Below are 24,229 nucleotides of genomic sequence, written 5' to 3'. Positions count from 1 at the left end.
CCGTGAGTATGTCGCCAGCGTCTCAGCGGCCTTGGAACCGTGGGGTTTGCTTGGCCAGGAAGGCGCGATAGCCCGTCTGGAAATCTTCGGTGTCGAAGCAATCGAACGCCTCATCGCGCTCGGCGTCCGTGAGTTCTCCTCCCTGCAGGATCCTGCGCACGAAGCGTTTATGCCAGCGCGCCACCAGCGGCGCCCCCGCTGCGATGCGCTCGGCGGCAGCCCATGCTTCGGCCGCTACCTTGTCATCGGGGACCACGCGCGTGACAACGCCCAGGCGCAGCGCCTCCTGGGCATCGAAAATCGTGCCTTCTAGCAGCATGGCGAGCGCGGCGTCGGGGCCGACGAGTCGCACCAGCGGCCCGAGTTCCGAATACGACATCACCAGCCCCAGGTTCTTGATGGGCACGCCGAAGCGCGAACTGGCGCCGCAGATGCGCACATTGGCGAGGCTGGCGATTTCCATGCCGCCGCCCACGCAGATGCCATGGATCTGCGCAACCACAGGGTGGCGGCATCCGCCGATGGCTTCGATCGTGCGCCGCATGATGGCGCCATACTCGCGAGCCTGTTGCTTGCTGGACCGCGAAGTCTCGAACTCCGAAATGTCGTTGCCCGGGGAGAATGCCTTTTCGCCTGCCCCGCGCAGTATGACGCAGCGGACCTCGTCGTCGTCCGAAAGCGCCAGGAAGGTATCGCCGAGCAAGCGCCACGCATCGACGGTCAATGCGTTGAGCTTGGCGGGGCGGTTCAGCGTGACGGTCGCGATGGCCTCGTCGCGCCGGACCAGGATGGGAGATTCGGCGGATGCCGCGGATTCGGTCATGTTGCGCTTCCTTTATCTGGCCAGTTCATTGCTTGGAGGAGTTCTTCGACAAGCCCAGGCTGCCGGTCAGGCGGCCGTACTTGTCCCATTCCTGCTCCACATATGCCGCGAAAGCGGCCGGCGTGTCGGGGCCTCCGCCCACATCCATGCCCTGGTCGGCCAGCTTGGCCTGCACGGCAGGATCCTTCAGCGTTTCCGCCAGCGCCTGGTCCAGGCGCTCGAGGACCGGCTTGGGCAGCTTGCCGGGCGCGAGCACCGCATACCACTGCACTACGTCCACGCCTTTGACGCCGGCTTCGGACAGCGTGGGCACGTCGGGCAGCCGCGGGGTGCGCTGCGCGCTGGTCACGGCCAGCGGGCGCAGCTTGCCGGCCTGAATCTGTCCGATGACGCCGGGCAGCGTGTCGAAGTTCAGATCAACCTGGCCGCCCAGCAGGTCGGCCACCGCCTGGCCGCTGCCCTTGTAAGGGACATGGACCATCTCCACTTTCTCGATCTGTGAAAACCTCGCCGCCGTCAGGTGCTGCGGACTGCCCAGCCCGGAGGACGCGTAGGTCAGGGCGCCTGGCTTGGCGCGGGCCGCCTTCACCAGATCCTGCACCGTCTTGAAGTCGTGGCGGGCAGGGTTGATCACCAGTACGTTGGGCACGGAACCGATATAGCGGACGGGCGTGAAGTCCTTGATCGGATCGAACGAGGTCGGCAGTACGTAAGGCGCCGCCACGGTCGATTGCATGTTCGCGAGCAGCAGCGTGTATCCGTCGGGCGGCGCCTTCGCCACCATGTCGGCGGCAATCAGGCCGGACGCGCCCGGCTTGTTTTCGATCACGATCTGCTGCTTCAGGATGCCCGACAGGCGCTGCGCCACAATGCGCGCGGATACGTCGGTGCCGCCGCCCGGCACGAACCCCACGTACAGGTGTATCGGCTTGTCCGGATATTCAGCGGCCGCAGGCGATGTTTGGGCGAGCAACAAGGTGCTGCCCAAGGCAGCGAGCGCTTCTCTCCACATGATGGTCTCCTTTGGTGTGCGCGCCGCCCGTAACGGCTTGGTCTATGATTCGGGCTGACCTGGTATTTTCTTGGAATTTGGTATACCAGACACCAGACTATCGTCAAACCTGACGCTGTACACCTATGGCAAACCCTGACTCCGCCCTTGCGGTTGCGGCCGCTCCCCCCGATGGATTGGCCATCCATCACCCCACTCTGCCGGCCGTGGTCGCGGACCGTCTGCGGCAGCTGATCGTCAATGGAACGCTTCGCCCCGGCACCTGGCTCAACGAGCGCGATCTGTGCGACCTGCTCAAGGTGTCGCGCACCCCGCTACGCGAGGCCTATCGCATCCTGGCGTCGGACGGCTTGCTGACGATTCAGCCAAAGCGAGGGGCCATGGTCGTGGAACTATCGCGCGAGGACATAGAAAACGTTTTCGACGTGCTGAGCGTGCTCGAAGGCCTGGCGGTGCGGCAAGCCGCGCAGCGCGCCACCGACGCCGAGATGGCGCATATCGCCGATCTGCACGACCGCATGCTGAAAGCCTATGAGGCGCGCGATATCGGCGCGTATTTCGAGGCGAGCATGGGGACCCATATCGCCATCAGCCGCGCCGCCCATAATCCGGCATTGGTGTCCAGCTACGACCGCCTGAATCTGCAGGTCAAGGCGCTGCGCTATAAGTCCAACCTGGATCCGGACGAATGGGCGGCCGGAGTGGCCGACCACGAAGCCATCGTGCGGGCGCTCCTGGCGCGCGATGGCGACGGCGCGGAGCAACGTATGCGCCAGCACCTGTACAGCAAGAAGGCCTACAACCTTCGGTGAAGGGAGACGGGCGGCCGGATCGGATTGCGCGGCTCTGGCCTGCCCTCAACGCACCGGCTGGACCAGCGGATCCCGATTGAGCAGCAGCCACCCGGCAATGGCCAGCATCGCCGTGCCGAGCAGGCCGTCCTGCACACGCATGAACCATGCGTTGTGCGTGAGCCACCCGCGAATGCGCGATGCGCCGTAGGCGTACACGCCGCCGGAGACCAGGCCCAGCATCTTCGAGATGACCGCCAGCGTGAGCATCTGGAGCCACACCGGACCTTGCGCCGGGTCGGTGAACTGGGGCAGGAAGGCGACCATGAAGATGAAGACCTTGGGATTGAGCAGGTTGGTCATGAAGCCTTGCCAGAAGGCGTCCTGGCCGGCGCCCGCTTTCGCCGACAGGCGCCCTTGCGCGGACGTCGCGCAGCGGCGCAATGCCCGCACGCCGAGATAGACGAGGTAGAGCGCGCCAAGCACCTTGACCCCCGCAAAGAGCATCTGCGACTGCTGAAAGATGGCGGCCAGGCCCAGTACGACGAGCGGCACCTGCACGAAGCCCGCGGCCCATGTGCCGAGCACGCTGGACCACGCCGCGCGAAAGCCCTGCGTCATGCCGCGCGTCAGGGTCAGCGCCATGTCCGGCCCTGGCGTCAGCTTGAGCGCAAGGTCGGCAGCCAGAAAGAGCAACAGCAAATGCAGGGTGGGCATGGCGGGGGCGCAAAAAGAACGGATTATGCCCGACGGCTGGCAGCAGCCGCCGCAAAGCTGCCCCGCCCCTTTCCGCCGCGTTCGGTGCGGGCGCCGCTTGTCGACGGTCCGCGCGTCGAACGGCTTGCCCGCGGCCATTTTGTCGACGCCCAATGCACGCGGCGAATCCCGGAAGGCAACGCGCTCCGGTTGCGATTCGAAGCCGTTTTCGTGGAACGCCCGGGCTTATACTGTATATCCATACAGATATGCTGCTCTGCCATGCCATTCCGGCCCCCCCTCACCCTGACCGAACTGACCCGGATTCGCGCCCGGTACGAAATCACGCCCAACCGCGCTCCATGCGCCTACCAGGACGTCATCGTCTGGAAAGACATCGTGGCCCTGCTCTACGAAGTCAAGCGTTTGCGCGCCATGCTGTTGCGGGCGGACCAGTTGCGTGATCGCTTTCCGAAACCGAACAACTGCCTGGACGAGGTATGGGCCCAGTTCCTGGCGGATCTCGCCGCGGAACCGTGTGTGCTGGAGCAAAGCGAGATCAAGGACGAGCTGACCGCGCCGACCAAGCGAAGAACGAAGCGCAAGGCGTAATGAAAAGTGCGCTACGAAAAGTGCGCAACTACCGCCGCAATGATGTAACGTTACATTTCAGCAGCTTAAAAACGCGCGACGGCCTCGCAGTCCCCAGACCCAGAATCCGCGCGGCTATGCATTGACGCATAGACAAACCGGCCGTCCTTTTCGAGTTACACATAGACTTGGATATCAGGCACGCCATCGTTGGGCGCTGATAGCGTGCCGCCTCGGCCCTGGATGATCTTGCAGTGACATCGCGGGGCTGAGCGCAAACCGATTTGCCACGGCCGCACGGCCGTGGCTTTTTTTTATCAGGGATAGCGACGCTTTTCGGGGGGCGGCGGAAAGTACTGATACAGCCAGGTTTCGCTCAGAACCTGTTTATCGCTGCCGCGCCGGATAAAGGCGCGCATCTCCACCGGTTCGGTGCTGTCGCTGGTGGGGTACCAGTCGAACATGGCGCGAAAGCCTTCGACCTCCGGATGCAAGGCGAAGATCTGGAAATCCTTCGCCTGGCCGTGCGATACCGTCACCACCGACTCGATCCGCTCGTTCTTGTCCATGCCGTGCAACGGACCGCCTGTGAAATCGATGGCGAAACGCCGCGCCCATACGGTCGGATAGTGTTCGCCGGGGGCCCAGCCTTCCACGAAGCCGCCCATTCCCGTGCGTGTCGCCAGCACGCGCGCCAAGGTGGGCCCGACAGGCGCCTGCGCCGCCCAATGCAGCTTGTAGCCGTAATGCAGCGACTGACCGGCCCTTACCGGCTCCTTGGGATTCCAGAAGGCAACGATGTTGTCCAGTGTTTCCCCGGTCGTGGGCAGCTCCATCAGATTGATGGCGCCCTCGCCCCATGGGGTCGTCGGTTCCACCCACAGACTGGGCCGACGGCTGTACCAGTCCACCGTGTCCTGGTACGACGCGAAGTCATGATCCGTCTGCAGCAGTCCGAATCCGCGGGGGTTGTTGTCGACAAAAACGTTGAACTGGATGCGCTCAGGGTTGTTCAGCGGCCGGCATATCCACTCGCCATTGCCCCGCCACATCGAAAGCCTATCCGAATCGTGGATCTGGGGATGGATGGTGTCGCACATGCGCCGTTCGTTGGTGCCGCAACTGAACATGCTTGTCATCGGCGCAATGCCCAATTGCTTGATGTCCTTTCGCGCGTTGACATGGGCGTCGATGCCCATGATGACGCGGTCCGGCAGACAATCGATGTCGAACCGGTAGGCGCCCGTTGCGCTGGGGGAATTCAACAACGCGTACAGGACGAAACGCGTGCTGTCCGCGGGCGGCGTCTCGATCCAGAATTCGATGAAGTCCGGGAATTCTTCCACCCCGCCCGCATAGGTATCGATCGCCAGGCCACGCGCGGACAAGCCGTATTGCCCCGTGTTGTCCACGGCGCGGAAATAGCTTGCGCCCAGAAAGGACACGATGTCGTACTTATCGATATTGGGCGCCTTGAAAACCTTCAGGCCTGCGAAACCCAGGTCGCCCTTCAACTGGCTGACGTCCACGCCGCTGCTGTCGTAGTCGAACAGCTCGGGCCGGAAGTGCACTTCGCGGGCGACGCCGCTCTTGGGATCGATGCTGTGCATGCGGACCGGCTGCCGGAACCCCATGCCCACATGGAAGAACTGCACGTCGAGCTTGCCCTTGCGCTGCCACAACGAATGCGCCGGATCGTACCGGATGGCATTGAACTGCTGCGGGGTCATATTGGCCAGCGTGGGCGGCAGCGTCTCGCGGGTGTCCACATAGGGCGATTTGGCGAGTTCGCGCGCTTTGGCTTGCAGGGCCTGGAAGCTGAACGATTGCGCCTCGCCATCGGCGGTATCGGCCAACGCGCGCGCCGCGTACAGGAAAGAGGCCGGCAAACCGGTGTAAGCGGCCAGGGCCATGGAGGCTTTCAGCAGGGTTCTACGATGCATGGTACCTATGGAAAGGACGTGCCAGACAAAGGGCGCGGCCGGACCGGCGCCACGCCATGGAAGGCACATTGAACCATAGGTTGGCGCCGGCTCATGGCCTCGGCGGGGCCATGCGGCCGCCGCCGTGGCACAGCGTCACCAACCGAAAAACGGCGAAAGAAAATCCCCCGGCGCCAAGGCCCCGGCCGCCTTGGCTTCGCATGGCGTCACGCGATCAGATGCGTAGCGGCGTCTCGACGGACAAGCGGCGCAGCCGCCGGCAAGTCGCCAATAGAGGCCGCGTTCTCCTGAGCGGGCTTGACGGGCTTGGTATGAATGAACACGACCACGGTGTTGTCCAGTCCCAGGCGATAGTTCTCGCTGAACAGGCCAGGGCCCTGCGCCTTGGTGAAAATCCGATTCTGATCGACGCCGCGGCTGCCGAGGTATTCCTTCACCGCCCAGGCGCGAGGCGAGGCCTGCTTGCGCAGGAGCAAGGAATAGGCGATCACGTCGATACGGTCCACGTCGAGCAGCTTGCAGGCGGCGACGACCATGTCCAGCTTGTCCCGCACGCCTTTGCCGAACGCTTCCGGGTCCTCGCCGACCTTCCGAATGGTCAGCATGACGGGCGGCCGGCTTCGCTGAAACTGGTCCGTGCCGTTCACATCGCTCGCCGCGGTGCCGCCTTGCGCGGGCGCGCGCTTGCGGCAATCCTCCGCGATTGCAGGCGCGTGCGCCGCGGCCTCGTAGGACTCGACTCCCTGGACAGCGGCAGAACGTTTTTCCACCGGCTTCGGCTCGCCGGAAAGGACTTGCAGGACGTCGAAGGCGGCTGCCTGGCCGATGGGAAAAGCGTTCATGCTCATGGATTGTCTCCGTGAATAGTAGTAAGAGCTGCGAGGATGGACTGCGCGAAGCGCGACGGGTACGTTCCGCCCGTCATCCAGCAGTTCCTCGGACGCTTTCCCAGGGCGTGGGCTACGATAATGGCCCAACCCGATCTCGCCCTGCCGTGCCGCCCGACTCCTTGCCTGACGCCCGCCTCACACCGCCGCCTTTTGTGGTGCTGGATGCCTGCGTGCTGATGTCCTCCATCCTTCGCCCGCTATTGCTGCGGCTTGCCGAGGCTGGCGTGTTCAGCCCTGTGTGGAGCGCACGCATCGGCGAGGAATGGATACGCAATGCCGCGCGGCTCTGGCAGGTGCCCCGGGACGATGTGGAACGCCTATGGCAAGCCATGCGGCAGCGGTTTCCCGATGCCGACCCGGGAGACGTCAGGCCGTACGAGGCGGGGCTGCGTTACAGCGATCCCAAGGACCACCACGTCATCGCCGCGGGACTGGCGAAGCGCGCGCGCTGCGGTCTTCCCCGCCCCCCTTCGGTACTGCTGATGACCTGGAATTTGAAAGACTTCAACCGGTCGGAAATACGTCGGCTGGGGCTCGACGTGTACAACCCCGATCGCTTGCTGTCGCGCTGGTGGGACGAGCAGCGCATGCATGTGGCGCGAGCGCTGGCCGGCACGGCGGCCGACGTGGCGGCGGTGGGCCGGGAACCGGAGCCGCTGGTCACCACCCTGCACAGAGAGCGCTTGTATCGTCTGCGGGCGCTGGTCGCGCTTGCCGGCGATCCGGCGCCCGCAGACACCTCAATGATCGTGATTGCTGGCGACGAATCCCGCCGCGTTCAGCCGCGCGATGATGTCGGCGATATGTTCCGGCCCCCGCGTCTGTAGAACGAAATCCACTTCCACGTTGCGCACAGGCAGGGCCGTGAACGCACGTTGATGATGGACTTCCGTGATGTTGGCGTGGGCGTCGGCGATCACGGTGGTTGCGCGCGCCAGCGCGCCGGGCAGGTCGCGCAGGTCCACGCGGATACGCGCCAGGCGCCCTGCCCTGACCATGCCGCGCTCGATGAGTTCCCCGAGCATCAGGGGGTCGATATTGCCGCCGGTCAGCACGAGTCCCACGCGCTTGCCCTGGAAGCGCGAACTGCCTTGCGCCTGGTCGCGCAGCAGCGCCGCCAAGCCGGCCGCGCCGGCCCCTTCGACCACGGTCTTTTCGATCTCCAGCAGCACCACGATGGCATGCTCGATGTCGCTGTCGCTCACGAGTTCGATGCGGTCGACGTGGCGCGCGACGATCTCGCGCGTAAGCTCGCCCGGCGAACGCACCGCGATGCCTTCCGCAATCGTATAGGGCCCGTGAGGCAACGTGACCCCTTGCGTGGCTTCGAACATCGAAGGGAAATGTTCGGTCTGGACGCCGATGATCTCGATATCCGGCTTGACGGCCCTGGCGGCCACGGCGATCCCGGCGATCAGTCCGCCGCCGCCGATGGCGACGACAAGCGCATCCAGGTCCGGCCGCGCCTGCAGCATTTCCAGGCCGATGGTTCCCTGCCCGGCGATCACGTCCGGGTCGTCGTAGGGGTGAATCATGACCAGGCCGCGCGCCTGCGCCAGCTCGTAGCCATGCGCCTTGGCATCGTCGAAGGAATCCCCGGCGAGGACGACCTCGGCGCCAAATCGCCGGGTGTTCGCCACTTTGACGGTTGGCGTAAAGCGCGGCATGACGATCACGGCCGGGATTCCCATGCGCTGGGCGTGATAGGCCACGCCTTGCGCGTGGTTGCCGGCGGACACCGCGATGACGCCCCGCGCGCGCTCGCTCGCATCCAGGTTCAGCATGCGGTTCAGCGCGCCGCGCTCTTTGAACGAGGCCGTGAACTGCAGGTTCTCGAACTTCAGCCAGATTTCGGCGCCCAGCATGTCGGACAGCGTGCGCGAATGGGAAAACGGCGTGTTCAGAACCTGGCCCTGCAAGCGCAGGCGGGCGGACTCGATGGCGGAAAGGTCGATCACGTTTGCCTCCTGGAGGCGCGCAGCCGATGCGTGGGCAGCCTGGTCATCACCGCACCGGCAGGAAGTTGAAAAACAACAGGCCTTGTGCGTAGTTGATGCCCACCCGCCGGCTGTTTTCGCCCAACAGATTGGCGATCAGGTCCAGCCGGCCGATGATCGCCCCGAATTCGCGTTCGAAGCTCAGGTTGACGCTGCCGGCGCGCATTTCGTTGGCCAGCAGCAGCGGCTGGCCGGCGCTGTCCCGCCGGGTGGCCAGCAGCCACGCCGCGGCTTCCACGTTACGAGCGGCATTGTAGACGCGCTGGCCATCCAGCACATCGGCGGCGTAAAAGCGCGTCTTGTCGTTGTGGGCCGCGATAATGGTGTCCGCCAGACCGTAGATGAAGGCGGCCACCCTATCGCCCTGGAAACCGGGATCCAGCGCCACCGCCAGGATCTGGATGTCGTGCAGCCCCGACAGGGGCGCGGGCGGCCTGCGGTCGTCGATCAGGCCATGCAGGCGCTTCAGCGCACCGGCCTGGTCCGCCATGCCCGCCTTGCGCCATTCGCGCGGATTGCGGCGATACAGCTTGTCCGCCAGAGCGTACAGGCTTGCCATGTTGTCGCGGACTTCCAGCGTGACGGTACGGTTGAAGTCCGTTTGCATGAACTGGTCCGCCGACATCGATTCGGCGTCGGGACGGCGCCCATCGCGCGATGGGGCTTGCGCCGACACGCAGGCCGCCAGCATCGCGCTTGCGATCATCGTTGCGATGGCGGTGCACCCGCGCCTTCTCATGCCATAACTGCCTATTTCGTCGATGCCGTCCAGGCGTCCCCTGCGGGCCGCGCGCCAGCACTTTACCGCAGACCAAAAAAACGGCACCCGCGGGTGCCGTTCCTTTGCAGCGCTGCCGCGCTTACTCGGGCTGAGGCTCCGATTGCGGCGCCGCGTCAGCCACGGGCTGCTGGGCCTGTTGCTGCTCGATGCCGCCGATCGCCTTCACCGACAGGCGCAGACGGCCTTTGTCGTCGGCCTCGATGACCTTGACGCGGACATTCTGGCCCACCTTCAGCACATCGTTGATATTGGCGATGCGGTAGTTGGCGATTTCGGAGATGTGCAGCAGACCGTCGCGGCCGGGCAGAACCTGGACGATCGCGCCGAAATCCAGCAGACGCAGCACGCTGCCTTCGTAGACCTGGCCCACTTCCACGTCCGCCGTCAGCTCCAGGATGCGCCGCTGGGCTTCCTTGGCCTGCAGCTCGTCCACACTGGCGATCACGATGGTGCCGTCGTCCGAGATGTCGATCTGCGTGCCGGTTTCTTCCGTGAGGGCGCGGATGGTGGCGCCGCCCTTGCCGATGACGTCGCGGATCTTCTCGGGGTTGATCTTGATCGTCAGCATGCGGGGCGCGAAAGCCGACAGTTCGCCGCGCGAGCTGGTCAGCGCCTCGCGCATCTTGCCCAGGATATGCAGGCGGCCTTCGCGGGCCTGGGCCAGCGCCACCTGCATGATTTCCTTGGTGATGCCCTGGATCTTGATGTCCATCTGCAGCGCGGTGATGCCTTTTTCGGTACCCGCCACCTTGAAGTCCATGTCGCCCAGGTGATCCTCGTCGCCAAGGATATCCGTGAGCACGGCAAACTTGCCGTCTTCCAGGATCAGGCCCATGGCGACGCCGGCCACGTGATCCTTGATCGGCACGCCGGCGTCCATCATTGCCAGCGAACCGCCGCACACGGACGCCATGGACGACGAACCGTTGGATTCGGTGATTTCCGAAACCAGGCGGATGGTGTACTGGAAGTCTTCCGGCGCGGGCAGCAACGGCGCGAGCGCGCGCTTGGCCAGACGGCCGTGGCCGATTTCGCGGCGCTTGGGCACGCCGATGCGGCCGGTTTCACCGGTCGCGAAGGGCGGCATGTTGTAGTGCAGCATGAAGCGCTCGCGGTATTCGCCCATGAGCGCGTCGATGATCTGCTCGTCCTGCTTCGTGCCCAGGGTGGCGACCACCAGGGCCTGCGTTTCGCCACGGGTGAACAGCACGCTGCCGTGCGCGCGCGGCAGCACGCCCAGGCGGATGCTGATCGGACGCACGGTGCGCGTGTCGCGGCCGTCGATGCGCGGTTCGCCGTTCAGGATCTGGCCGCGCACGATGCGCGCTTCCAGGTCGAACAGGATGTTGTCCACGGTGACCGGATCCGGCACCCCTTCGCCGGTTTCCGCGGCGCGAGCGGCCAGACGGGCCTGCACGTCGGCGTAGACCTCGCGCAGCTTCGTCGTGCGCAGCTGCTTTTCGCGGATCTGGTAAGCGGCGGTCAGGCCATCCTTGGCGGCTTCGGTGACGGCGGCGATCAGGGCCTCGTTCTTGGGCTCCGGCTGCCAGTCCCATTCGGGTTTGCCGGCTTCGCGCACCAGATCGTGGATCGCATTGATGACGGCCTGCATCTGTTCGTGGCCGTAGACCACGCCGCCCAGCATCACGTCTTCAGGCAGCTGCTCGGCTTCCGATTCCACCATCAGCACGGCGGTCTCGGTGCCGGCCACGACCAGGTCCAGCTGCGACAGCTTCAGTTGCGACGCCGTGGGGTTCAGCAGGTACTGGCCGTCGATATAGCCCACGCGCGCCGCGCCGATCGGGCCATTGAACGGGATACCGGAGATGGCCAGCGCGGCGGATGCGCCGATCATGGCCGGGATATCGGGATCGATTTCCGGGTTGACCGACAGCGTGTGAATGACGACCTGGACTTCGTTGTAGAAGCCTTCCGGGAAGAGCGGACGCAGCGGGCGATCGATCAGGCGGGAAGTCAGCGTTTCCTTTTCCGACGGCTTGCCTTCGCGCTTGAAGAAACCGCCGGGAATACGGCCGGCGGCGTAGGTTTTCTCGATGTAATCGACGGTCAGGGGAAAGAAATCCTGGCCCGGCTTGGCCTTCTTCGCCCCCACGACGGTTGCCAAAACCACCGTATCCTCGATGGAGACCAGCACCGCGCCGGAAGCTTGCCGGGCGATTTCGCCAGTCTCCAGCACGACCGTGTGCTGGCCGTACTGGAACGTTTTTGTCACTTTATTGAACATGACGGTTATTCCTTGCAAATGAAAAACCGTGGCCGCTGCGACAAGGTCGCACCGACCACGGTTGCGTCATGGGGTACCGGCCCCGTCGATCACTTGCGCAGACCGAGTTTTTCGATCAGAGCGCGATAGGCATCGGGGTTGCGGCCCTTCAGGTAGTCGAGCAGCTTGCGGCGGCGGCTGACCATGCGCAGCAGACCGCGGCGCGAGTGGTGGTCTTTGATGTGTTCCTTGAAGTGACCGGTCAGCTCATTGATGCGCGCCGTAAGCAGCGCCACCTGGACTTCGGGAGAGCCGGTATCGCCTTGGGCGCGCTGGAACTGCGCGACGATATCAGCTTTGTTGATGTCAGCTACGGACATGTATTGACCTCTTCGGACATGCGCCAGGGCCGAGGCGCCTTGGCGTGGGGTGGATAAAAAACAAAACCGCCGCTCCGCGAACTTTCGGGGGCGACAGTTGTTCGACAGCAAAATCCAAAGGATTATAGCTTATCGGGCAGGAATGTCAGGGCACGCCGCCTGCGGCCGGCAGGCGTCCGGGCACGGGCCTGCCGGGACCACACCGGCCGCGAGCGGCGCCCCGGACCGAACCGCGATGAACAGGAGTGACCATGAACGCGCAACCCCGCAGCAGCCATTTCATTGCGCCAACCCGCCGGGCAGCCAACGGCGCCGGCCGGCGCCTTGCCGCCAGACTTGGGGCGGCCGCCCTGGCGGCGGCGCTTGCCGCCGACCTGGCAGGCTGCGCCGACATGGCGGCCCGAACCCCGCCCAACACGCCCTTGAGCCAGGTCGTGGCGGAATATGGCCGGCCGAACTTCACCTGCCCCCTGCCGGGCGGCGGCCAGCGGGTCATCTGGACACAGCAGCCGCTGGGGCAGTATGCCTGGGGCGGCAACGTCGGACCGGACGGACGGATCGACCGGGTCGTTCCCATCCTGACGGACGCTCACTTCGCCATTCTGTCCGAAGGCGTGTGGACGCCGGACCGCGTCCGCTGCGAGTTCGGCCCGCCCGCCATCATCGACGAAGTCGGGTTACCCAGCGTGCGGCAGGTGGTCTGGTCGTATCGCTATCGCGAAAACGACGTCTGGAATTCGTTGATGTACGTCTACATGGGCCGCAACGGCGACCGCGTCACGCGGCACCATCCGGGGCCCGACCCCATGTACGACCAGGAATGGGATTTCGCCCGCTAGGGAAGGAGCGGGATTTCGCCCGCTAGGGGCGGAGCGGCGGACCAGGCCGCCCTATTCCTGCCCGCCTGACCGGGTGCGCGTGCGCTGCAGCTCGCGCGCCCGGTTCCAGCGCCAGGCCAGGATGAACCAGCCCGACACGCCATAGATGACAAACAGGCCGAACAGCACCACCGGCGGGTCGCTGGACACGAAAACGAAGGCCGCCACGACCAGGAGAATCACCCAGAACGGCACACTGCGGCCCAGGGCGAAGCTTTTGCCGCTATAGAAAGGCGCATTGCTGACCATGGCGATGCCCGCATACATGGTGACGCAGAAGGCCGTCCATGCCATGAAGGCGTCATGGATGGGCAGCTTGTTGTCGACCGCCAGCCAGACGTATCCCGCCACGAGGGCGGCAGCCGAGGGACTGGGCAAGCCCTGGAAAAACCGCTTGTCCACCACGCCGATGTTCGTATTGAAGCGGGCCAGACGCAGCGCAGCGCCCGCGACATAGACGAAGGCCGCCAGCCAGCCCCAGCGGCCCAGCTCATTGAGCATCCACTCGTACATCACCAGCGCCGGCGCGACGCCGAAGGAAGTCATGTCCGACAGCGAATCGTATTGCTCGCCGAACGCCGACTGGGTGTTGGTCAGGCGGGCGACGCGGCCGTCCATGCCATCCAGCACCATGGCGGCGAAGATGGCGATGGCCGCGGCCTCGAACTGGTTGTTCATGGCCTGCACGACGGCATAGAAGCCGGCGAACAGCGCCGCTGTGGTGAACGCGTTCGGCAGCAGATAGATACTGCGGTGACGGTTCTCCGGATCCCGCATCGACATTTTAGGCATGGGTCGCATCGTCGGTTGCTGGCAGGTCGGCCAGCACGGAGCTCGTTGCGCTGACCTTGTCGCCCAGCGCAACGCGCGGCCGCGCAGCCGGCGGAAGATAGACGTCCACGCGCGAGCCGAAACGGATGAAACCGTAGCGCTGGCCGCGCGCCAGGGTGTCGTTCTTTTTCGCGTAGCAAAGTATGCGCTTGGCCACCAGGCCGGCCACCTGCACGGCGGTCACCAGCTGGCCGCCCGTGGTGCGCAGAACCATGGCGTTGCGCTCGTTCTCCAGCGACGCCTTGTCCAGGGCCGCATTGAAAAACTTGCCCGGGAAATACTGGACGTCCATCACTTGTCCGTCCACCGGTGCGCGGTTGGAATGGACGTTGAAGACGTTCATGAAGACGCTGATCTTCAGGGCGTCGCGGTTGGCATAGGGATCGCGCACGGTCTCGACGGCGACGATACGCCCGTCGGCGGGCGACAGCACCGCGGTGGGCGAGTCCGGCGCCATGCGAGGCGGGTCCCGGAAGAACTGCAGGACGAACAGCGCGAGGATCCAGAACACGACCGATACGGCGGGCGACCACAGCGTGACCAGTATCGCCAGCACGACCGTGCCCGCCAGGAACGGCCAGCCCTCGCGGGCAATGATGGGATGGGGATAAGGGGGTTTATTCATCGTAGCCGAAGGTTAACCGATATGGCCCCGTATGTGCCCTGCCGGCGGTCCGCATCGCTGCATGGAAGCGACAAATCCGTGACGGCCGGCCGCCTTGCATGGCGCCGCCAGAAACGCCGCGGGGCCCGCGCCCCTGCCCGGCCCGCCGGCCCGCGTTCCGCGGCCGAAAAGAAAACGGCATGCCGGAGCATGCCGTCGGTGCAAGCACCGTACCCGGCGAGCCGGGTACGCGGCCGATCAGTTTTTCGATTTGTCGACCAGCTTGTTCGCCGCGATCCAGGGCATCATCGCGCGCAGCTTGGCGCCGACCTGCTCGATCTGCGATTCCGCGTTGATGCGGCGGCGCGAAGTCAGCGTCGGGGCGCCGGCGGCGTTCTCCAGGATGAACCGCTTGGCGTATTCGCCGTTCTGGATGTCGGCCAGGGCCTTGCGCATGGCTTCCCGGGTCTGTTCCGTGACGATCTTGGGGCCGGTCTCGTACTCGCCGAACTCCGCGTTGTTGGAGATCGAGTAGTTCATGTTGGCGATGCCGCCTTCATAAATGAGGTCGACAATCAGCTTGAGCTCGTGCAGGCACTCGAAATACGCCATTTCGGGCGCGTAGCCCGCTTCCACCAGCGTGTCGAAGCCGGCCTTGATCAGTTCGACGGTACCGCCGCACAGGACGGCCTGCTCGCCGAACAGGTCGGTTTCGGTTTCCTCGCGGAAGTTGGTCTCGATGATGCCCGCGCGGCCGCCGCCATTGGCGCTGGCATAGGACAGGGCCACATCGCGCGCCGCGCCGGACTTGTCCTGGTAGACCGCGACCAGATGCGGCACGCCGCCGCCCTGGGTGTAGGTGGAGCGGACCGTGTGGCCGGGGGCCTTGGGGGCCACCATGATGACGTCGATGTCGTCGCGCGGCACGACCTGGCCGTAGTGCACGTTGAAGCCGTGCGCGAAGGCGAGCGCGGCGCCCGCCTTGATGTTGGCATGGACCTCGTCGCGATACACCTGGGCGATGTTTTCGTCGGGCAGCAGCATCATGACGACGTCCGCGCCCTTGACGGCTTCGGCCACTTCCTGGACTTTCAGGCCGGCGTTGGCGGCCTTGTTCCACGAGGCGCCGCCCTTGCGCAGGCCGACCACGACCTTGACGCCGGATTCATGCAGGTTAAGCGCATGAGCATGGCCCTGCGAGCCGTAGCCGATGATGGCAACGGTACGGCCCTTGATCAGGGAGAGATCGCAATCCTTGTCGTAGAAAACTTTCATTTCAATAGCTCCGGTATTCGTGCTTCTGTGATGTGTGATTGATCGATCGGCCTGCGCCGGTCATAGCTTCAGTACGCGTTCCCCGCGTCCGATCCCCGAGACCCCGGTACGAACGGTCTCGAGAATCGCGCTGCGATCCAGCGCCTCGATAAAGGCCGAGATCTTTTCCTGCACACCGGTCAGTTCGATGGTGTACGACTTGTCGGTCACGTCGATGATGCGCCCGCGGAAGATATCCGCCATGCGCTTCATTTCCTCTCGCTCCTTGCCGACCGCGCGGACCTTCACGAGCATGAGTTCCCGCTCGATGTGGGCGCCTTCGGTCAGGTCCACGACCTTGACCACGTCGACCAGGCGGTTCAGGTGCTTGGTGATCTGCTCGATCACCTCGTCCGATCCCGTGGTGACGATAGTCATGCGCGACAGCGTGGCGTCTTCCGTCGGCGCCACGGTCAGGGTTTCGATGTTGTAGCCGCGCGCGGAAAACAGGCCCACCACGCGGGACAAGGCGCCCGGCTCGTTCTCGAGCAAAACCGATATTACGTGTTTCATGGCGCCCCCCTTACAGATCCTCGGAACCCAGCAGCATTTCGGTCAGGCCGCGGCCGGCCTTGACCATCGGCCACACGTTTTCGGTCCGGTCCGTAATGAAGTCCAGGAACACCAGGCAGTCCTTGTGCTTTCTGAACGCCTCGCGCAACGCGGGCTCTACGTCCGCCGGACTTTCGATGCGCAGGCCGACGTGTCCGTAGGCTTCCGCCACCTTGACGAAGTCAGGCAGCGAGTCCATGTACGACTCCGAGTAGCGCGAGCCGTAGTCGATCTGCTGCCACTGGCGCACCATGCCCAGGAAGCGGTTGTTCAGGCAGATGATCTTGGGCGTCAGATGATATTGATGGCAGGTGGACAGCTCCTGGATGTTCATCTGGATGGACGCTTCGCCCGTGATGACCGCCACATCATGGCCGGGGTTGGCCATCTGCACGCCCATGGCGTACGGCAGGCCCACGCCCATGGTGCCCAGGCCGCCCGAATTGATCCAGCGGCGCGGCTGCCCGAAGCGGTAGTACTGCGCAGCCCACATCTGATGCTGGCCCACGTCGGAGGTCACGAAGGCATTGCCGCCGGTGACTTCCCACAGCTTCTCCACTACGAACTGCGGCTTGATGACCGAGTCGGAGCGGGAATACTTCAGGCATTCCTTGCCGCGCCACTCCTGCACCTGCTGCCACCACTTTTCCAGCGACGGCGGCTGCGTTTCCGCCAGCCGCAGCTGCGCCAGCATGTCGATCAGCACGTCCTTGACGTTGCCGACGATGGGAACGTCGACACGCACCCGCTTGGAGATCGACGAGGGGTCGATATCGATGTGGATGATCTTGCGCGGGTTCTGGGCGAAATGGCGGGGGTTGCCGATCACGCGGTCGTCGAAGCGGGCGCCGATCGCCAGCAGCACGTCGCAATGCTGCATCGCCATGTTGGCCTCGTACGTGCCGTGCATGCCGGGCATGCCCAGGAACGCCTTGTGATCCGCCGGCAGCGAGCCCAGGCCCATCAGCGTATTGGTGCAGGGCGCGCCGAGCAGGTCAACCAGGGCGCGCAGCTCCGCCGCCGCGTCGGACAGGATGACGCCGCCGCCGGTATAGATCATGGGCCGCTCGGCCTGCAGCAGCATCTGCACGGCCTTCTTGATCTGGCCCTGGTGCCCCTTGTTGACCGGCGCGTACGAGCGCATCGAAATCTCGCCCTTTGCGGGCACGTACTTGCACGGCGCGAGCGTAATGTCCTTGGGGATATCGACCAGGACCGGGCCAGGGCGGCCGGTGCGGGCGATGTAGAAGGCCCGGCGCAGCGTATCGGCCAGATCCTTGACGTCACGCACCAGGAAGTTGTGCTTGACGCAGGGACGGGTGATGCCGACCGTGTCGCACTCCTGGAACGCGTCCTCGCCGATGGCCGCGGTGGGAACCTGGCCGCTGATGATGACCAGCGGAATGGAATCCATGTACGCGGTGGCGATGCCGGTGACCGCGTTGGTCACGCCGGGGCCGCTGGTGACGATGCACACGCCCACCTTGTTCGAGGAACGCGAGTACGCGTCGGCAGCGTGCACGGCGGCCTGCTCATGCCGCACCAGGATGTGCTGGAACTTGTCCTGCTTGAAGATTGCGTCGTAGATATAGAGCACCGCGCCGCCGGGGTAGCCGAAGACGTGCTCGACGCCCTCCTCGGCCAGGCAGCGTACGACGATGTCGGCGCCATTGAGATCCATGATGTCTTTCCTTTCTGTGTTCCGGCCCTGCGATCGGGAGTGCGGCGCCTCCATACGATGTATGGCGGCTGCTGGACCCGATACCGGTCCCGGCAACACGACCCGGCGCTTCGCGGTTCACGGAACCGCTCCACCCGGATGCCTTGCCGGCCCGGCACGCGTCCTTCCTGAACGCAGTGCATGCGCCCACAACGGGCGCCGGATAGCGAAATGGAAGCCTTTGACTCCGCGCTTGTGGCGCGGCCAACGGCAGGGTGCTGCTGGCGCTTTGAAACCGGCCGGTAGGCCGGGAAACTGGCAAACCATCGCCGCCGGCCCAGGATATCGGGCCTGCGGGAACCGGGGAATTTACCGTGTTTGCCGGTCCTGTAGCAAATCGGAAGGGGTTCGTGGAAGCCGTTTCCATTCAACGCGTCGGTTCCGCGCGACATCCCCCGCCAATGCCTGGCGGCTACGGCAGTCCGCGCCGCCAGCGGACTCTCTATACTTGCGGACTATCCCCTTCGGACCAAGCCGCCACCCATGGACTTGCGCATCGCGAACCTCCGCCGCTTCATCTACAGCCACTATTTTTTCGGGGGCGTGCGGCAGGGGGTCGGCATGCTGCTGCCCGTCCTGATCCTGGGCGCCCTGTTCGGGGAATACACGCTGGGACTGGTCGCCACCTTCGGCGCCCAATGCGTGGCCATCATCGACCAGCCCGGCGGGCCGCAGCGCCATCGCACCAACGAAATGCTGGGCGGGGCCATCCTGGCGACCGTCACCGTCTGCATCACCGGTTTCGCGTCCACGCATCCGCTGGCGCTGTGGCTGGTCGTCATCGCGCAGTGTTTCGTCTATTCGCTGTTCACGGTTTTCGGCAAGCGCGGCGGCCTGATCGGCTTCGCGGGACTGCTGGTGATGGCGCTGACGATGCATTCGCCCTTGCCGGCAAACCAGGTGCTGCTGCACGCGGCCGGCACGCTGGGCGGCGCCCTGTTCTACCTGCTGTTCAGCCTGGGGTTCAGCCGCGTGTTCTGGCTGCGCGAGGAACAGCAGGCAATGTCGGTGGCGCTGTTCGCCACGGCGGATTACGTGGCCGCCCGCGCGGCGTTCTACGACCCCTCGGAAGATCTGGAAGACAGCTACCGCACGCTGATCCAGCGCCAGTCGGCCATGACCGACGCCCACCAGACCGCGCGCGACGTCGTCCTGCGCGCCCTGCCGCGCGGCAAGGGCGCCGGCGACGGCCGCCGCGTGATGGTCTGGAACATGTTCGTCGACATGCTGCAGCTGGCGGACACCCTGTTCGCCACGCACACCGACTACGCCGCCCTGCGCCGCACGCTGGCGGGCAACGACATCCTGCTCTTCATGCAGGACGCGCTGCTGAAGATGTCGCTGGACCTGAACCGCATTGCCCTTAGCGTCTCCCAGGGCGCGCCGGTCAAGCGCCGCACGCGCATCAAGGCGGAGCTGCGGGCCATCGAATACGAGATCCACCAGCTACGGCAGCAAGGCCTGGGGGAACGCGAGCCCGAAATCCTGGCGCTGCTCATCCAGCTGCAGCGGCGTCTGCGCAATGCCGGCCGCATCGTGGAACGGCTGGGCGACCATACCCTGGCAGGCCCGGACGCCAAGCCCACCAGCGCCCTTCGCATCGACAAATCCCTGACGCGCTTCATGTCCCGGCAGGAATTCCGCCTGGGCATGATCACCAGCAACTTGCGGCTGGACTCGCCGAACTTCCGCTATGCCCTGCGCGTGACGCTGGCGGCGGCGATCGCGATGACCGGCAGCGAGATATGGATGCCGCACGCCTTTTCCGCGCACAACTACTGGATCATGCTGACCATCGTGATCATCATGAAGCCGGGCTTCGCCCTGACGCGGCAGCGCAACGGCTGGCGGCTCACCGGCACGCTGATCGGCTGCCTGCTGGCGCTGATCCTGTTGAATGTCACGGACACGCCGGGCGTGCTGTTCGCCTGCCTGCTGGTGGCCTGCATCATGGGCAACAGCCTGGTGCTGCTGAACTACATGGCCAGCGCCATTTTCAACACCGTCTTCGTGGTGCTGGTCTTTCACTTCGTCTCGCCCGGCACGGTCTCCATGGACGTCATCGGCGAACGCGCGCTGGACACCTTCATCGGCTGCGCGCTTTCCCTGCTCTGCAGCTACGCATTCCCATGGTGGGAAGCCCGCTCCATGCCCTCGCTGGCGCGTGCGGCGATCAAGGCCAACCGGGATTACCTGCAGGCCGGCCTGCAGTACGCGGCCGTCATGCGGCAGAAGCAATCGCGCCGTCCCAGCGCCGACCAGGAACAAGGCCCCGTGCCGGAACCGCCCGCCACGCAGAACGAGATCGACGCCGACCTGAACTGGCGCCTGGCGCGCAAGAACGTGCACGTGGCCTTCAGCAACTTTGCCCAGGCGTTCTACCGGATGATGAGCGAGCCGCGTTCGCGCCAGCAATACGTGCCGGAACTCAACAACCTTTTGATCCAGAACCACGTGCTGGCGTCGCAAACGACCGCGGCGGTGCCCGCGCTGGCCACGCTCCGCGAGGAGCCGCCGCCGGCCGTCGTCAACACGATGGACGCCATTTCGGCCATGCTCGATCCGGCGCAGCCGCCGGCGCCGCCTGTCGCCGACCAGGTCGACACCCGGGGCGATCTGGCCGCCCTGGCCTACCCGCTCAAGCTCATGGTCCGCGCCGCGCAGATGATCCGCCAGGAGAGCGCGGCGCTCGACAGCTAGGCGCCGGAAGGAATCGGAGCAGGCACACGGCAACGCGCCGCGCGCCATGTGCCTGCCCGGTCATCCGCGGATCAGGCCTGCCTGCGACGGAATACGAGCTTGTCGGGCGAGGACGCCGATGCATCGTAGGCGTAGCCCTCGCTATCGAATCCCTGCAGCTTCTCCGGCGTGGCGATTTTGTGCTGGATCGCGTAGCGCGCCATCAGCCCGCGAGCGCGTTTGGCGTTGAAGCTGATCACCTTGTACGCCCCGCCCTTCCAGTCCTGGAAGACGCATTGCACCACCCTGGCCTTGAGCACCTTCAGGTCCACGGACTTGAAATACTCCTCCGAGGCCAGGTTGATCACGACCGGATGCTTCTGGCCCCGCAGGCGCTCGTTCAGGTAATTGGCGATATCGGCGCCCCAGAACTCGTACAAATTCTTGCCCCGCGGCGTTTCCAGGCGCGTGCCCATTTCAAGCCGGTACGGCTGCATCAGGTCCAGCGGCCGCAGTACGCCATAAAGGCCGCTCAGGATCGCAACGTGGTCCTGCGCCCATTGCAGCTGCGGCGCGCTCAGGCTTTTCGCCTGCAGGCCTTCGTACACGTCGCCGTTGAAAGCGAGCACGGCCGGGCGGGCGTTCTGCTGCGTGAAGACCGGTTTCCAGGCGGCATACCGCTTCACGTTCAGCTCCGCCAGCGCCGGGCTCAGGTCCATGAGGGCGGCGATGTCCTGCGCGGACTTCTTTTTCAGCACCTTGATCAAGGCAGCTGCTTGATCGACGAACAGCGGCTCGGTATGCAGGTCGACATGCAGCGGGGAGTCGTAGTCCAGTTTCTTGGCTGGAGACAGCAGAAACAGCATCTTGGAAGAATTCCTTATTCCGAAAAAATCAACGCGAAGTCCAGCCGCCGTCGACCGAAATGGTCGTGCCCGTCACCTGGTCGGCGGCGGACGAGCAAAGGAAGACAGCCGTACCGCCCAATTGCTCCGGCGTCACGAACTGGAGCGAGGGCTGCTTTTCGCTGAGCAGTTCGCGGGCCGCGGTCTCCTGGTCCACGCCGCCCTGGGCCGCCAAGGCGGTAATCTGCTTTTCCACCAGCGCCGTGCGCACCCAGCCGGGGCAGATGGCGTTGGCCGTGACGCCCGAACCGGCGGTTTCCAGCGCCGTCACCTTGGTCAATCCGACGACGCCGTGCTTGGCGGCAACGTAAGCGGACTTGCTCGGCGACCCGACCAGGCCATGCGCCGAGGCGATATTGATGATGCGCCCCCACTTCTGCTTCTTCATATGGGGCAGCGCCGCGGCGGTGCCGTGAAACACGGCCGACAGATTCAGCGCGATGATGGCGTCCCACTTCTCCGGCGGAAAATCCTCGATCAGCGCGGTGTGCTGGATTCCCGCGTTATTGACCAGAATGTCGATGCGGCCGAAGGCGGCCACCGTATTCTCGATGAGTTTCCGCACCGCCGGCCCGCTGGACAAATCCGCGCCGTCATAGACGGTCTTGATGCCGTGCGCCAGCGCGAGGCCGGCGCGGGTCTTTTCGATTTCGGCCGGCTCGCCGAAGCCGTTCAGGACGATGTCCGCCCCCTGGGCGGCCAGCGCGGTGGCAATACCCAACCCGATACCGCTGGTGGATCCGGTAACGACGGCGACTTTTCCTTTCAGCATGAGGTTTCTCCTTTGCGGCGATCAGTGGGGCGGCACGGGCGCGGCTGCGCCGCGGCGGCGGCAGGCCCGCGCGACGTTATGGCGCCCCGGAAGTGTAGCCGCGCACGCGCTCGGGCTGCACGCGCTCCAGCACCTTGATCAGGATCGGGACCAGGGCCATGGACACCGCCACCACCACGGACACCACGTCGCGCTGCACCTGGTTCAGTATCCCGTTGTCCAACGCTTCATTGAAGATGGCGAAACCGAATTCGCCTCCCTGCGCCAGCACGATGGCGAACGTCAGCCGGTGGTATCGCGGCAGGCCCGCCATGCGGGCGATTCCATACAGAATGCCGCCCTTGACCACCAGCAAGGCCGCCACGCTCAGGGCGATGAACGGCCAGTGCGCCCGCACGACATCCAGGTTGACCGCCATACCGATGCTGACGAAGAACAAGCCCAGTAACAGCCCCTTGAACGGATCGATCGACGCCTCCAAGGCGTCGCGATATCGGGACCGCGCCAGCAGTACCCCGACCAGGAAGCCGCCGAGGCCGGCCGACAGGCCCGCATGGTCGAACAGTTGCGCCGATCCGATGACGACCAGCAGCGTCCCGGCGGTAAAGAGTTCCCGCAACTGCACCCGGTCCACCCAGCTGATGACCCGCAGGCGTGCGCACGCCAGCACCACCGCCACCGCGATCAGCGACCAGACGAAAGACGGGGCTCGCGTGCCGCCGCCGCCCAGAATGCCGATGCCAACCAAAATCGGTATCGCGGCGATGTCCTGCAAAAGCAGGATGCCCAGCGCTGTGCGTCCCATGGGGGTACGCGTCAACTGGCGCTCGTCCAGCAGCCGCAAGGCCACCGCGGTTGAAGACAGGGCCAGGGACAGACCACAAACGATCGCCCCCGCCCATGACAGATGGCTCAGCTGCCGCAGCGCCCCCATCAATACCGCCATTACGCCGGCGCAGATCGCAAGCTGGAAGAGCCCGACGCCGAAAACCTCGCGCCGCATGCCCCATAGGCGGGCGGGCTCCAGTTCCAGCCCGATGACAAAGAGCATCATGACGACGCCCCACTGGGAAATGCTGGCGACGTCCGGCACGTCCGTGACCAGTCCCAGGCCCGACGGACCGATCACGATACCGGCAAGCAGGTACCCGGGAATGACTCCCAAACCCAGCAGCTGGGTCAGTGGGACGCACACCACGGCGGAAAGCAGGAGGATGACGACGAGTTCCATGAGCACCCTGGCCGGACGGACAACGCATTCTGACAAAAAATTACGTCGGCGGGGCTTGGCAGAGTGGCAAAACCGCACTAAGCCGTAGCGGTGTCGGAACGCACGCTATACAAGGGCGCTGGATTTACTGTAGAATAGCGGGCTTTGCTGCAGGCCCCGTGCTGCAGACCCCGTTGCCCAGCTCGCGTTTGCAAACGGCGAGCACAGGTGGTGATCAGCCGTTGTCGAAAGCGATAGCGAAACGATAGCGATCGACTTCGAATCACCTTCGGCACGGTTACACAGGGCAAGGCAAAAGTTTCCGCGACGTCTTATGGACCACTCGTCGCGGCCTGGCATCGGCGTCAACGCCGCTTCGTGCAGGCCAAGACGGAAAGACGCCGCGACGCAACACCTTCAGGAGAGGTGGCAGAGTGGTCGAATGCGCCGGACTCGAAATCCGGTATACGGTTCTCCCGTATCGTGGGTTCGAATCCCACCCTCTCCGCCAGTTATGTGTTTACGCTGGGTCGCCAAAATCCGCAGAAGTCCAGAAACCCGCAGGAATCAAAGGCTTGCGGGTTTTTTGTTGTCCGTCGATGTTCGTGGATGAGCGCCTACAGCCGGGGGTACTTG

Annotated in this window: 21 protein-coding genes, 1 tRNA gene and 1 pseudogene; 6 read left to right on the top strand and 17 right to left on the bottom strand. The window is 64.9% G+C overall.

Annotated elements, in window-relative coordinates:
• Positions 1–22 precede the first annotated feature (22 nt).
• Both CAL13_RS05955 and CAL13_RS05950 read right to left on the bottom strand, forming a co-directional pair.
• Entirely contained in the window at positions 23–823 is an 801-nt protein-coding gene (locus CAL13_RS05955; RefSeq protein ID WP_086071812.1) for an enoyl-CoA hydratase-related protein, read from the bottom strand.
• A 25-nt stretch (positions 824–848) separates the two neighbouring features.
• Entirely contained in the window at positions 849–1,835 is a 987-nt protein-coding gene (locus CAL13_RS05950) for a Bug family tripartite tricarboxylate transporter substrate binding protein (protein WP_086056536.1), read from the bottom strand.
• A gap of 125 nt (positions 1,836–1,960) precedes the next feature.
• Here CAL13_RS05950 and CAL13_RS05945 point away from each other — a divergent pair, with 125 nt between their 5' ends.
• The gene (locus tag CAL13_RS05945) at positions 1,961–2,647 is read left to right on the top strand and encodes a GntR family transcriptional regulator (protein ID WP_086071811.1); all 687 of its coding nucleotides are present in this window, start codon (positions 1,961–1,963) and stop codon (positions 2,645–2,647) included.
• Between the two features lie 45 nt (positions 2,648–2,692).
• On the opposite strand, the gene CAL13_RS05940 is transcribed toward CAL13_RS05945, so the two are convergent.
• Positions 2,693–3,343, bottom strand: a complete 651-nt coding sequence (locus CAL13_RS05940) for a LysE family translocator (protein ID WP_198297919.1) — start codon at positions 3,341–3,343, stop codon at positions 2,693–2,695.
• A 261-nt stretch (positions 3,344–3,604) separates the two neighbouring features.
• Here CAL13_RS05940 and CAL13_RS05935 point away from each other — a divergent pair, with 261 nt between their 5' ends.
• Positions 3,605–3,934, top strand: a complete 330-nt coding sequence (locus CAL13_RS05935; protein WP_086071810.1) for a hypothetical protein — start codon at positions 3,605–3,607, stop codon at positions 3,932–3,934.
• Positions 3,935–4,230: 296 nt separating this feature from the next.
• Here CAL13_RS05935 and CAL13_RS05930 read toward each other — a convergent pair whose 3' ends face one another.
• On the bottom strand, positions 4,231–5,856 hold the full coding sequence (locus tag CAL13_RS05930) for a glucan biosynthesis protein (RefSeq protein ID WP_086071809.1): 1,626 nt from the start codon (positions 5,854–5,856) through the stop codon (positions 4,231–4,233).
• Between the two features lie 206 nt (positions 5,857–6,062).
• Positions 6,063–6,704 carry a hypothetical protein gene (locus CAL13_RS05925; RefSeq protein WP_086071808.1) on the bottom strand — a complete coding sequence of 214 codons (642 nt, stop codon included), beginning with the start codon at positions 6,702–6,704 and terminating at the stop codon, positions 6,063–6,065.
• 161 nt (positions 6,705–6,865) lie between these two features.
• Here CAL13_RS05925 and CAL13_RS05920 point away from each other — a divergent pair.
• Positions 6,866–7,450, top strand: a pseudogene (locus tag CAL13_RS05920) (PIN domain-containing protein); the annotation flags it as partial.
• Positions 7,451–7,486: 36 nt separating this feature from the next.
• Here CAL13_RS05920 and CAL13_RS05915 read toward each other — a convergent pair.
• The 4 genes from CAL13_RS05915 to rpsO all read right to left on the bottom strand — a co-directional run bounded on the left by CAL13_RS05915 (position 7,487) and on the right by rpsO (position 12,128).
• Entirely contained in the window at positions 7,487–8,704 is a 1,218-nt protein-coding gene (locus tag CAL13_RS05915; protein ID WP_086056531.1) for a threonine ammonia-lyase, read from the bottom strand.
• Positions 8,705–8,750: 46 nt separating this feature from the next.
• Positions 8,751–9,482, bottom strand: a complete 732-nt coding sequence (locus tag CAL13_RS05910; RefSeq protein WP_086056530.1) for a hypothetical protein — start codon at positions 9,480–9,482, stop codon at positions 8,751–8,753.
• A 121-nt stretch (positions 9,483–9,603) separates the two neighbouring features.
• On the bottom strand, positions 9,604–11,769 hold the full coding sequence (gene pnp / locus CAL13_RS05905) for a polyribonucleotide nucleotidyltransferase (RefSeq protein WP_086056529.1): 2,166 nt from the start codon (positions 11,767–11,769) through the stop codon (positions 9,604–9,606).
• An 89-nt stretch (positions 11,770–11,858) separates the two neighbouring features.
• Positions 11,859–12,128, bottom strand: a complete 270-nt coding sequence (gene rpsO / locus CAL13_RS05900) for a 30S ribosomal protein S15 (protein ID WP_086056528.1) — start codon at positions 12,126–12,128, stop codon at positions 11,859–11,861.
• A 392-nt stretch (positions 12,129–12,520) separates the two neighbouring features.
• On the opposite strand from rpsO, the gene CAL13_RS05895 reads away from it, so the two are divergent.
• Complete coding sequence (locus CAL13_RS05895; protein ID WP_232462590.1) at positions 12,521–12,967, top strand: hypothetical protein; 447 nt, start codon at positions 12,521–12,523, stop codon at positions 12,965–12,967.
• A gap of 51 nt (positions 12,968–13,018) precedes the next feature.
• Here the strand turns inward: CAL13_RS05895 and pssA are convergent, their stop codons facing one another.
• The 5 genes from pssA to CAL13_RS05870 all read right to left on the bottom strand — a co-directional run bounded on the left by pssA (position 13,019) and on the right by CAL13_RS05870 (position 17,988).
• Positions 13,019–13,798, bottom strand: coding sequence for a CDP-diacylglycerol--serine O-phosphatidyltransferase (gene pssA, locus CAL13_RS05890; protein ID WP_086056527.1), 780 nt, complete (start codon positions 13,796–13,798; stop codon positions 13,019–13,021).
• The gene (locus tag CAL13_RS05885; protein ID WP_086071807.1) at positions 13,791–14,462 is read right to left on the bottom strand and encodes a phosphatidylserine decarboxylase; all 672 of its coding nucleotides are present in this window, start codon (positions 14,460–14,462) and stop codon (positions 13,791–13,793) included. The genes pssA and CAL13_RS05885 overlap by 8 nt, the downstream gene beginning before the upstream one ends.
• A 237-nt stretch (positions 14,463–14,699) precedes the next feature.
• Positions 14,700–15,716, bottom strand: a complete 1,017-nt coding sequence (ilvC, locus tag CAL13_RS05880) for a ketol-acid reductoisomerase (RefSeq protein WP_086056525.1) — start codon at positions 15,714–15,716, stop codon at positions 14,700–14,702.
• Between the two features lie 60 nt (positions 15,717–15,776).
• The gene (ilvN, locus tag CAL13_RS05875) at positions 15,777–16,268 is read right to left on the bottom strand and encodes an acetolactate synthase small subunit (RefSeq protein ID WP_066353686.1); all 492 of its coding nucleotides are present in this window, start codon (positions 16,266–16,268) and stop codon (positions 15,777–15,779) included.
• 10 nt (positions 16,269–16,278) lie between these two features.
• Complete coding sequence (locus CAL13_RS05870; protein WP_232467777.1) at positions 16,279–17,988, bottom strand: acetolactate synthase 3 catalytic subunit; 1,710 nt, start codon at positions 17,986–17,988, stop codon at positions 16,279–16,281.
• A 522-nt stretch (positions 17,989–18,510) separates the two neighbouring features.
• Here CAL13_RS05870 and CAL13_RS05865 point away from each other — a divergent pair.
• Positions 18,511–20,727 (top strand): FUSC family protein, encoded by a 2,217-nt coding sequence (locus CAL13_RS05865; protein ID WP_086056523.1) that lies wholly within the window; start codon positions 18,511–18,513, stop codon positions 20,725–20,727.
• 71 nt (positions 20,728–20,798) lie between these two features.
• On the opposite strand, the gene yaaA is transcribed toward CAL13_RS05865, so the two are convergent.
• The 3 genes from yaaA to CAL13_RS05850 form a co-directional block, all read right to left on the bottom strand.
• Entirely contained in the window at positions 20,799–21,572 is a 774-nt protein-coding gene (gene yaaA, locus CAL13_RS05860) for a peroxide stress protein YaaA (RefSeq protein WP_086071805.1), read from the bottom strand.
• A gap of 28 nt (positions 21,573–21,600) precedes the next feature.
• On the bottom strand, positions 21,601–22,383 hold the full coding sequence (locus CAL13_RS05855; RefSeq protein WP_086056521.1) for a 3-hydroxybutyrate dehydrogenase: 783 nt from the start codon (positions 22,381–22,383) through the stop codon (positions 21,601–21,603).
• Between the two features lie 76 nt (positions 22,384–22,459).
• On the bottom strand, positions 22,460–23,614 hold the full coding sequence (locus CAL13_RS05850; RefSeq protein WP_086056520.1) for a cation:proton antiporter domain-containing protein: 1,155 nt from the start codon (positions 23,612–23,614) through the stop codon (positions 22,460–22,462).
• Between the two features lie 399 nt (positions 23,615–24,013).
• Here CAL13_RS05850 and CAL13_RS05845 point away from each other — a divergent pair.
• A tRNA-Ser gene (locus tag CAL13_RS05845) sits at positions 24,014–24,104 on the top strand.
• Positions 24,105–24,229: the final 125 nt, after the last annotated feature.

The organism is Bordetella genomosp. 9, from assembly GCF_002119725.1.
Classification (GTDB): domain Bacteria; phylum Pseudomonadota; class Gammaproteobacteria; order Burkholderiales; family Burkholderiaceae_B; genus Bordetella_C.
Note: the sequence above shows the minus strand (reverse complement) of the source record. Positions and strands in the feature narration are given on the sequence as shown.

Bases quoted from the DNA above. Each gene is read 5' to 3' on its own strand.
- ilvN (WP_066353686.1), bottom strand. From the start codon at position 16,268: ATGAAACACGTAATATCGGTTTTGCTCGAGAACGAGCCGGGCGCCTTG.
- pssA (WP_086056527.1), bottom strand. From the start codon at position 13,798: ATGCCTAAAATGTCGATGCGGGATCCGGAGAACCGTCACCGCAGTATC.
- ilvC (WP_086056525.1), bottom strand. From the start codon at position 15,716: ATGAAAGTTTTCTACGACAAGGATTGCGATCTCTCCCTGATCAAGGGC.
- yaaA (WP_086071805.1), bottom strand. From the start codon at position 21,572: ATGCTGTTTCTGCTGTCTCCAGCCAAGAAACTGGACTACGACTCCCCG.
- CAL13_RS05945 (WP_086071811.1), top strand. From the start codon at position 1,961: ATGGCAAACCCTGACTCCGCCCTTGCGGTTGCGGCCGCTCCCCCCGAT.
- CAL13_RS05870 (WP_232467777.1), bottom strand. From the start codon at position 17,988: ATGGATCTCAATGGCGCCGACATCGTCGTACGCTGCCTGGCCGAGGAG.
- CAL13_RS05855 (WP_086056521.1), bottom strand. From the start codon at position 22,383: ATGCTGAAAGGAAAAGTCGCCGTCGTTACCGGATCCACCAGCGGTATC.
- CAL13_RS05885 (WP_086071807.1), bottom strand. From the start codon at position 14,462: ATGAATAAACCCCCTTATCCCCATCCCATCATTGCCCGCGAGGGCTGG.
- CAL13_RS05940 (WP_198297919.1), bottom strand. From the start codon at position 3,343: ATGCCCACCCTGCATTTGCTGTTGCTCTTTCTGGCTGCCGACCTTGCG.
- CAL13_RS05935 (WP_086071810.1), top strand. From the start codon at position 3,605: ATGCCATTCCGGCCCCCCCTCACCCTGACCGAACTGACCCGGATTCGC.
- CAL13_RS05865 (WP_086056523.1), top strand. From the start codon at position 18,511: ATGGACTTGCGCATCGCGAACCTCCGCCGCTTCATCTACAGCCACTAT.
- CAL13_RS05950 (WP_086056536.1), bottom strand. From the start codon at position 1,835: ATGTGGAGAGAAGCGCTCGCTGCCTTGGGCAGCACCTTGTTGCTCGCC.
- CAL13_RS05925 (WP_086071808.1), bottom strand. From the start codon at position 6,704: ATGAGCATGAACGCTTTTCCCATCGGCCAGGCAGCCGCCTTCGACGTC.
- rpsO (WP_086056528.1), bottom strand. From the start codon at position 12,128: ATGTCCGTAGCTGACATCAACAAAGCTGATATCGTCGCGCAGTTCCAG.
- CAL13_RS05955 (WP_086071812.1), bottom strand. From the start codon at position 823: ATGACCGAATCCGCGGCATCCGCCGAATCTCCCATCCTGGTCCGGCGC.
- CAL13_RS05850 (WP_086056520.1), bottom strand. From the start codon at position 23,614: ATGGAACTCGTCGTCATCCTCCTGCTTTCCGCCGTGGTGTGCGTCCCA.
- pnp (WP_086056529.1), bottom strand. From the start codon at position 11,769: ATGTTCAATAAAGTGACAAAAACGTTCCAGTACGGCCAGCACACGGTC.
- CAL13_RS05910 (WP_086056530.1), bottom strand. From the start codon at position 9,482: ATGAGAAGGCGCGGGTGCACCGCCATCGCAACGATGATCGCAAGCGCG.
- CAL13_RS05895 (WP_232462590.1), top strand. From the start codon at position 12,521: ATGGCGGCCCGAACCCCGCCCAACACGCCCTTGAGCCAGGTCGTGGCG.
- CAL13_RS05930 (WP_086071809.1), bottom strand. From the start codon at position 5,856: ATGCATCGTAGAACCCTGCTGAAAGCCTCCATGGCCCTGGCCGCTTAC.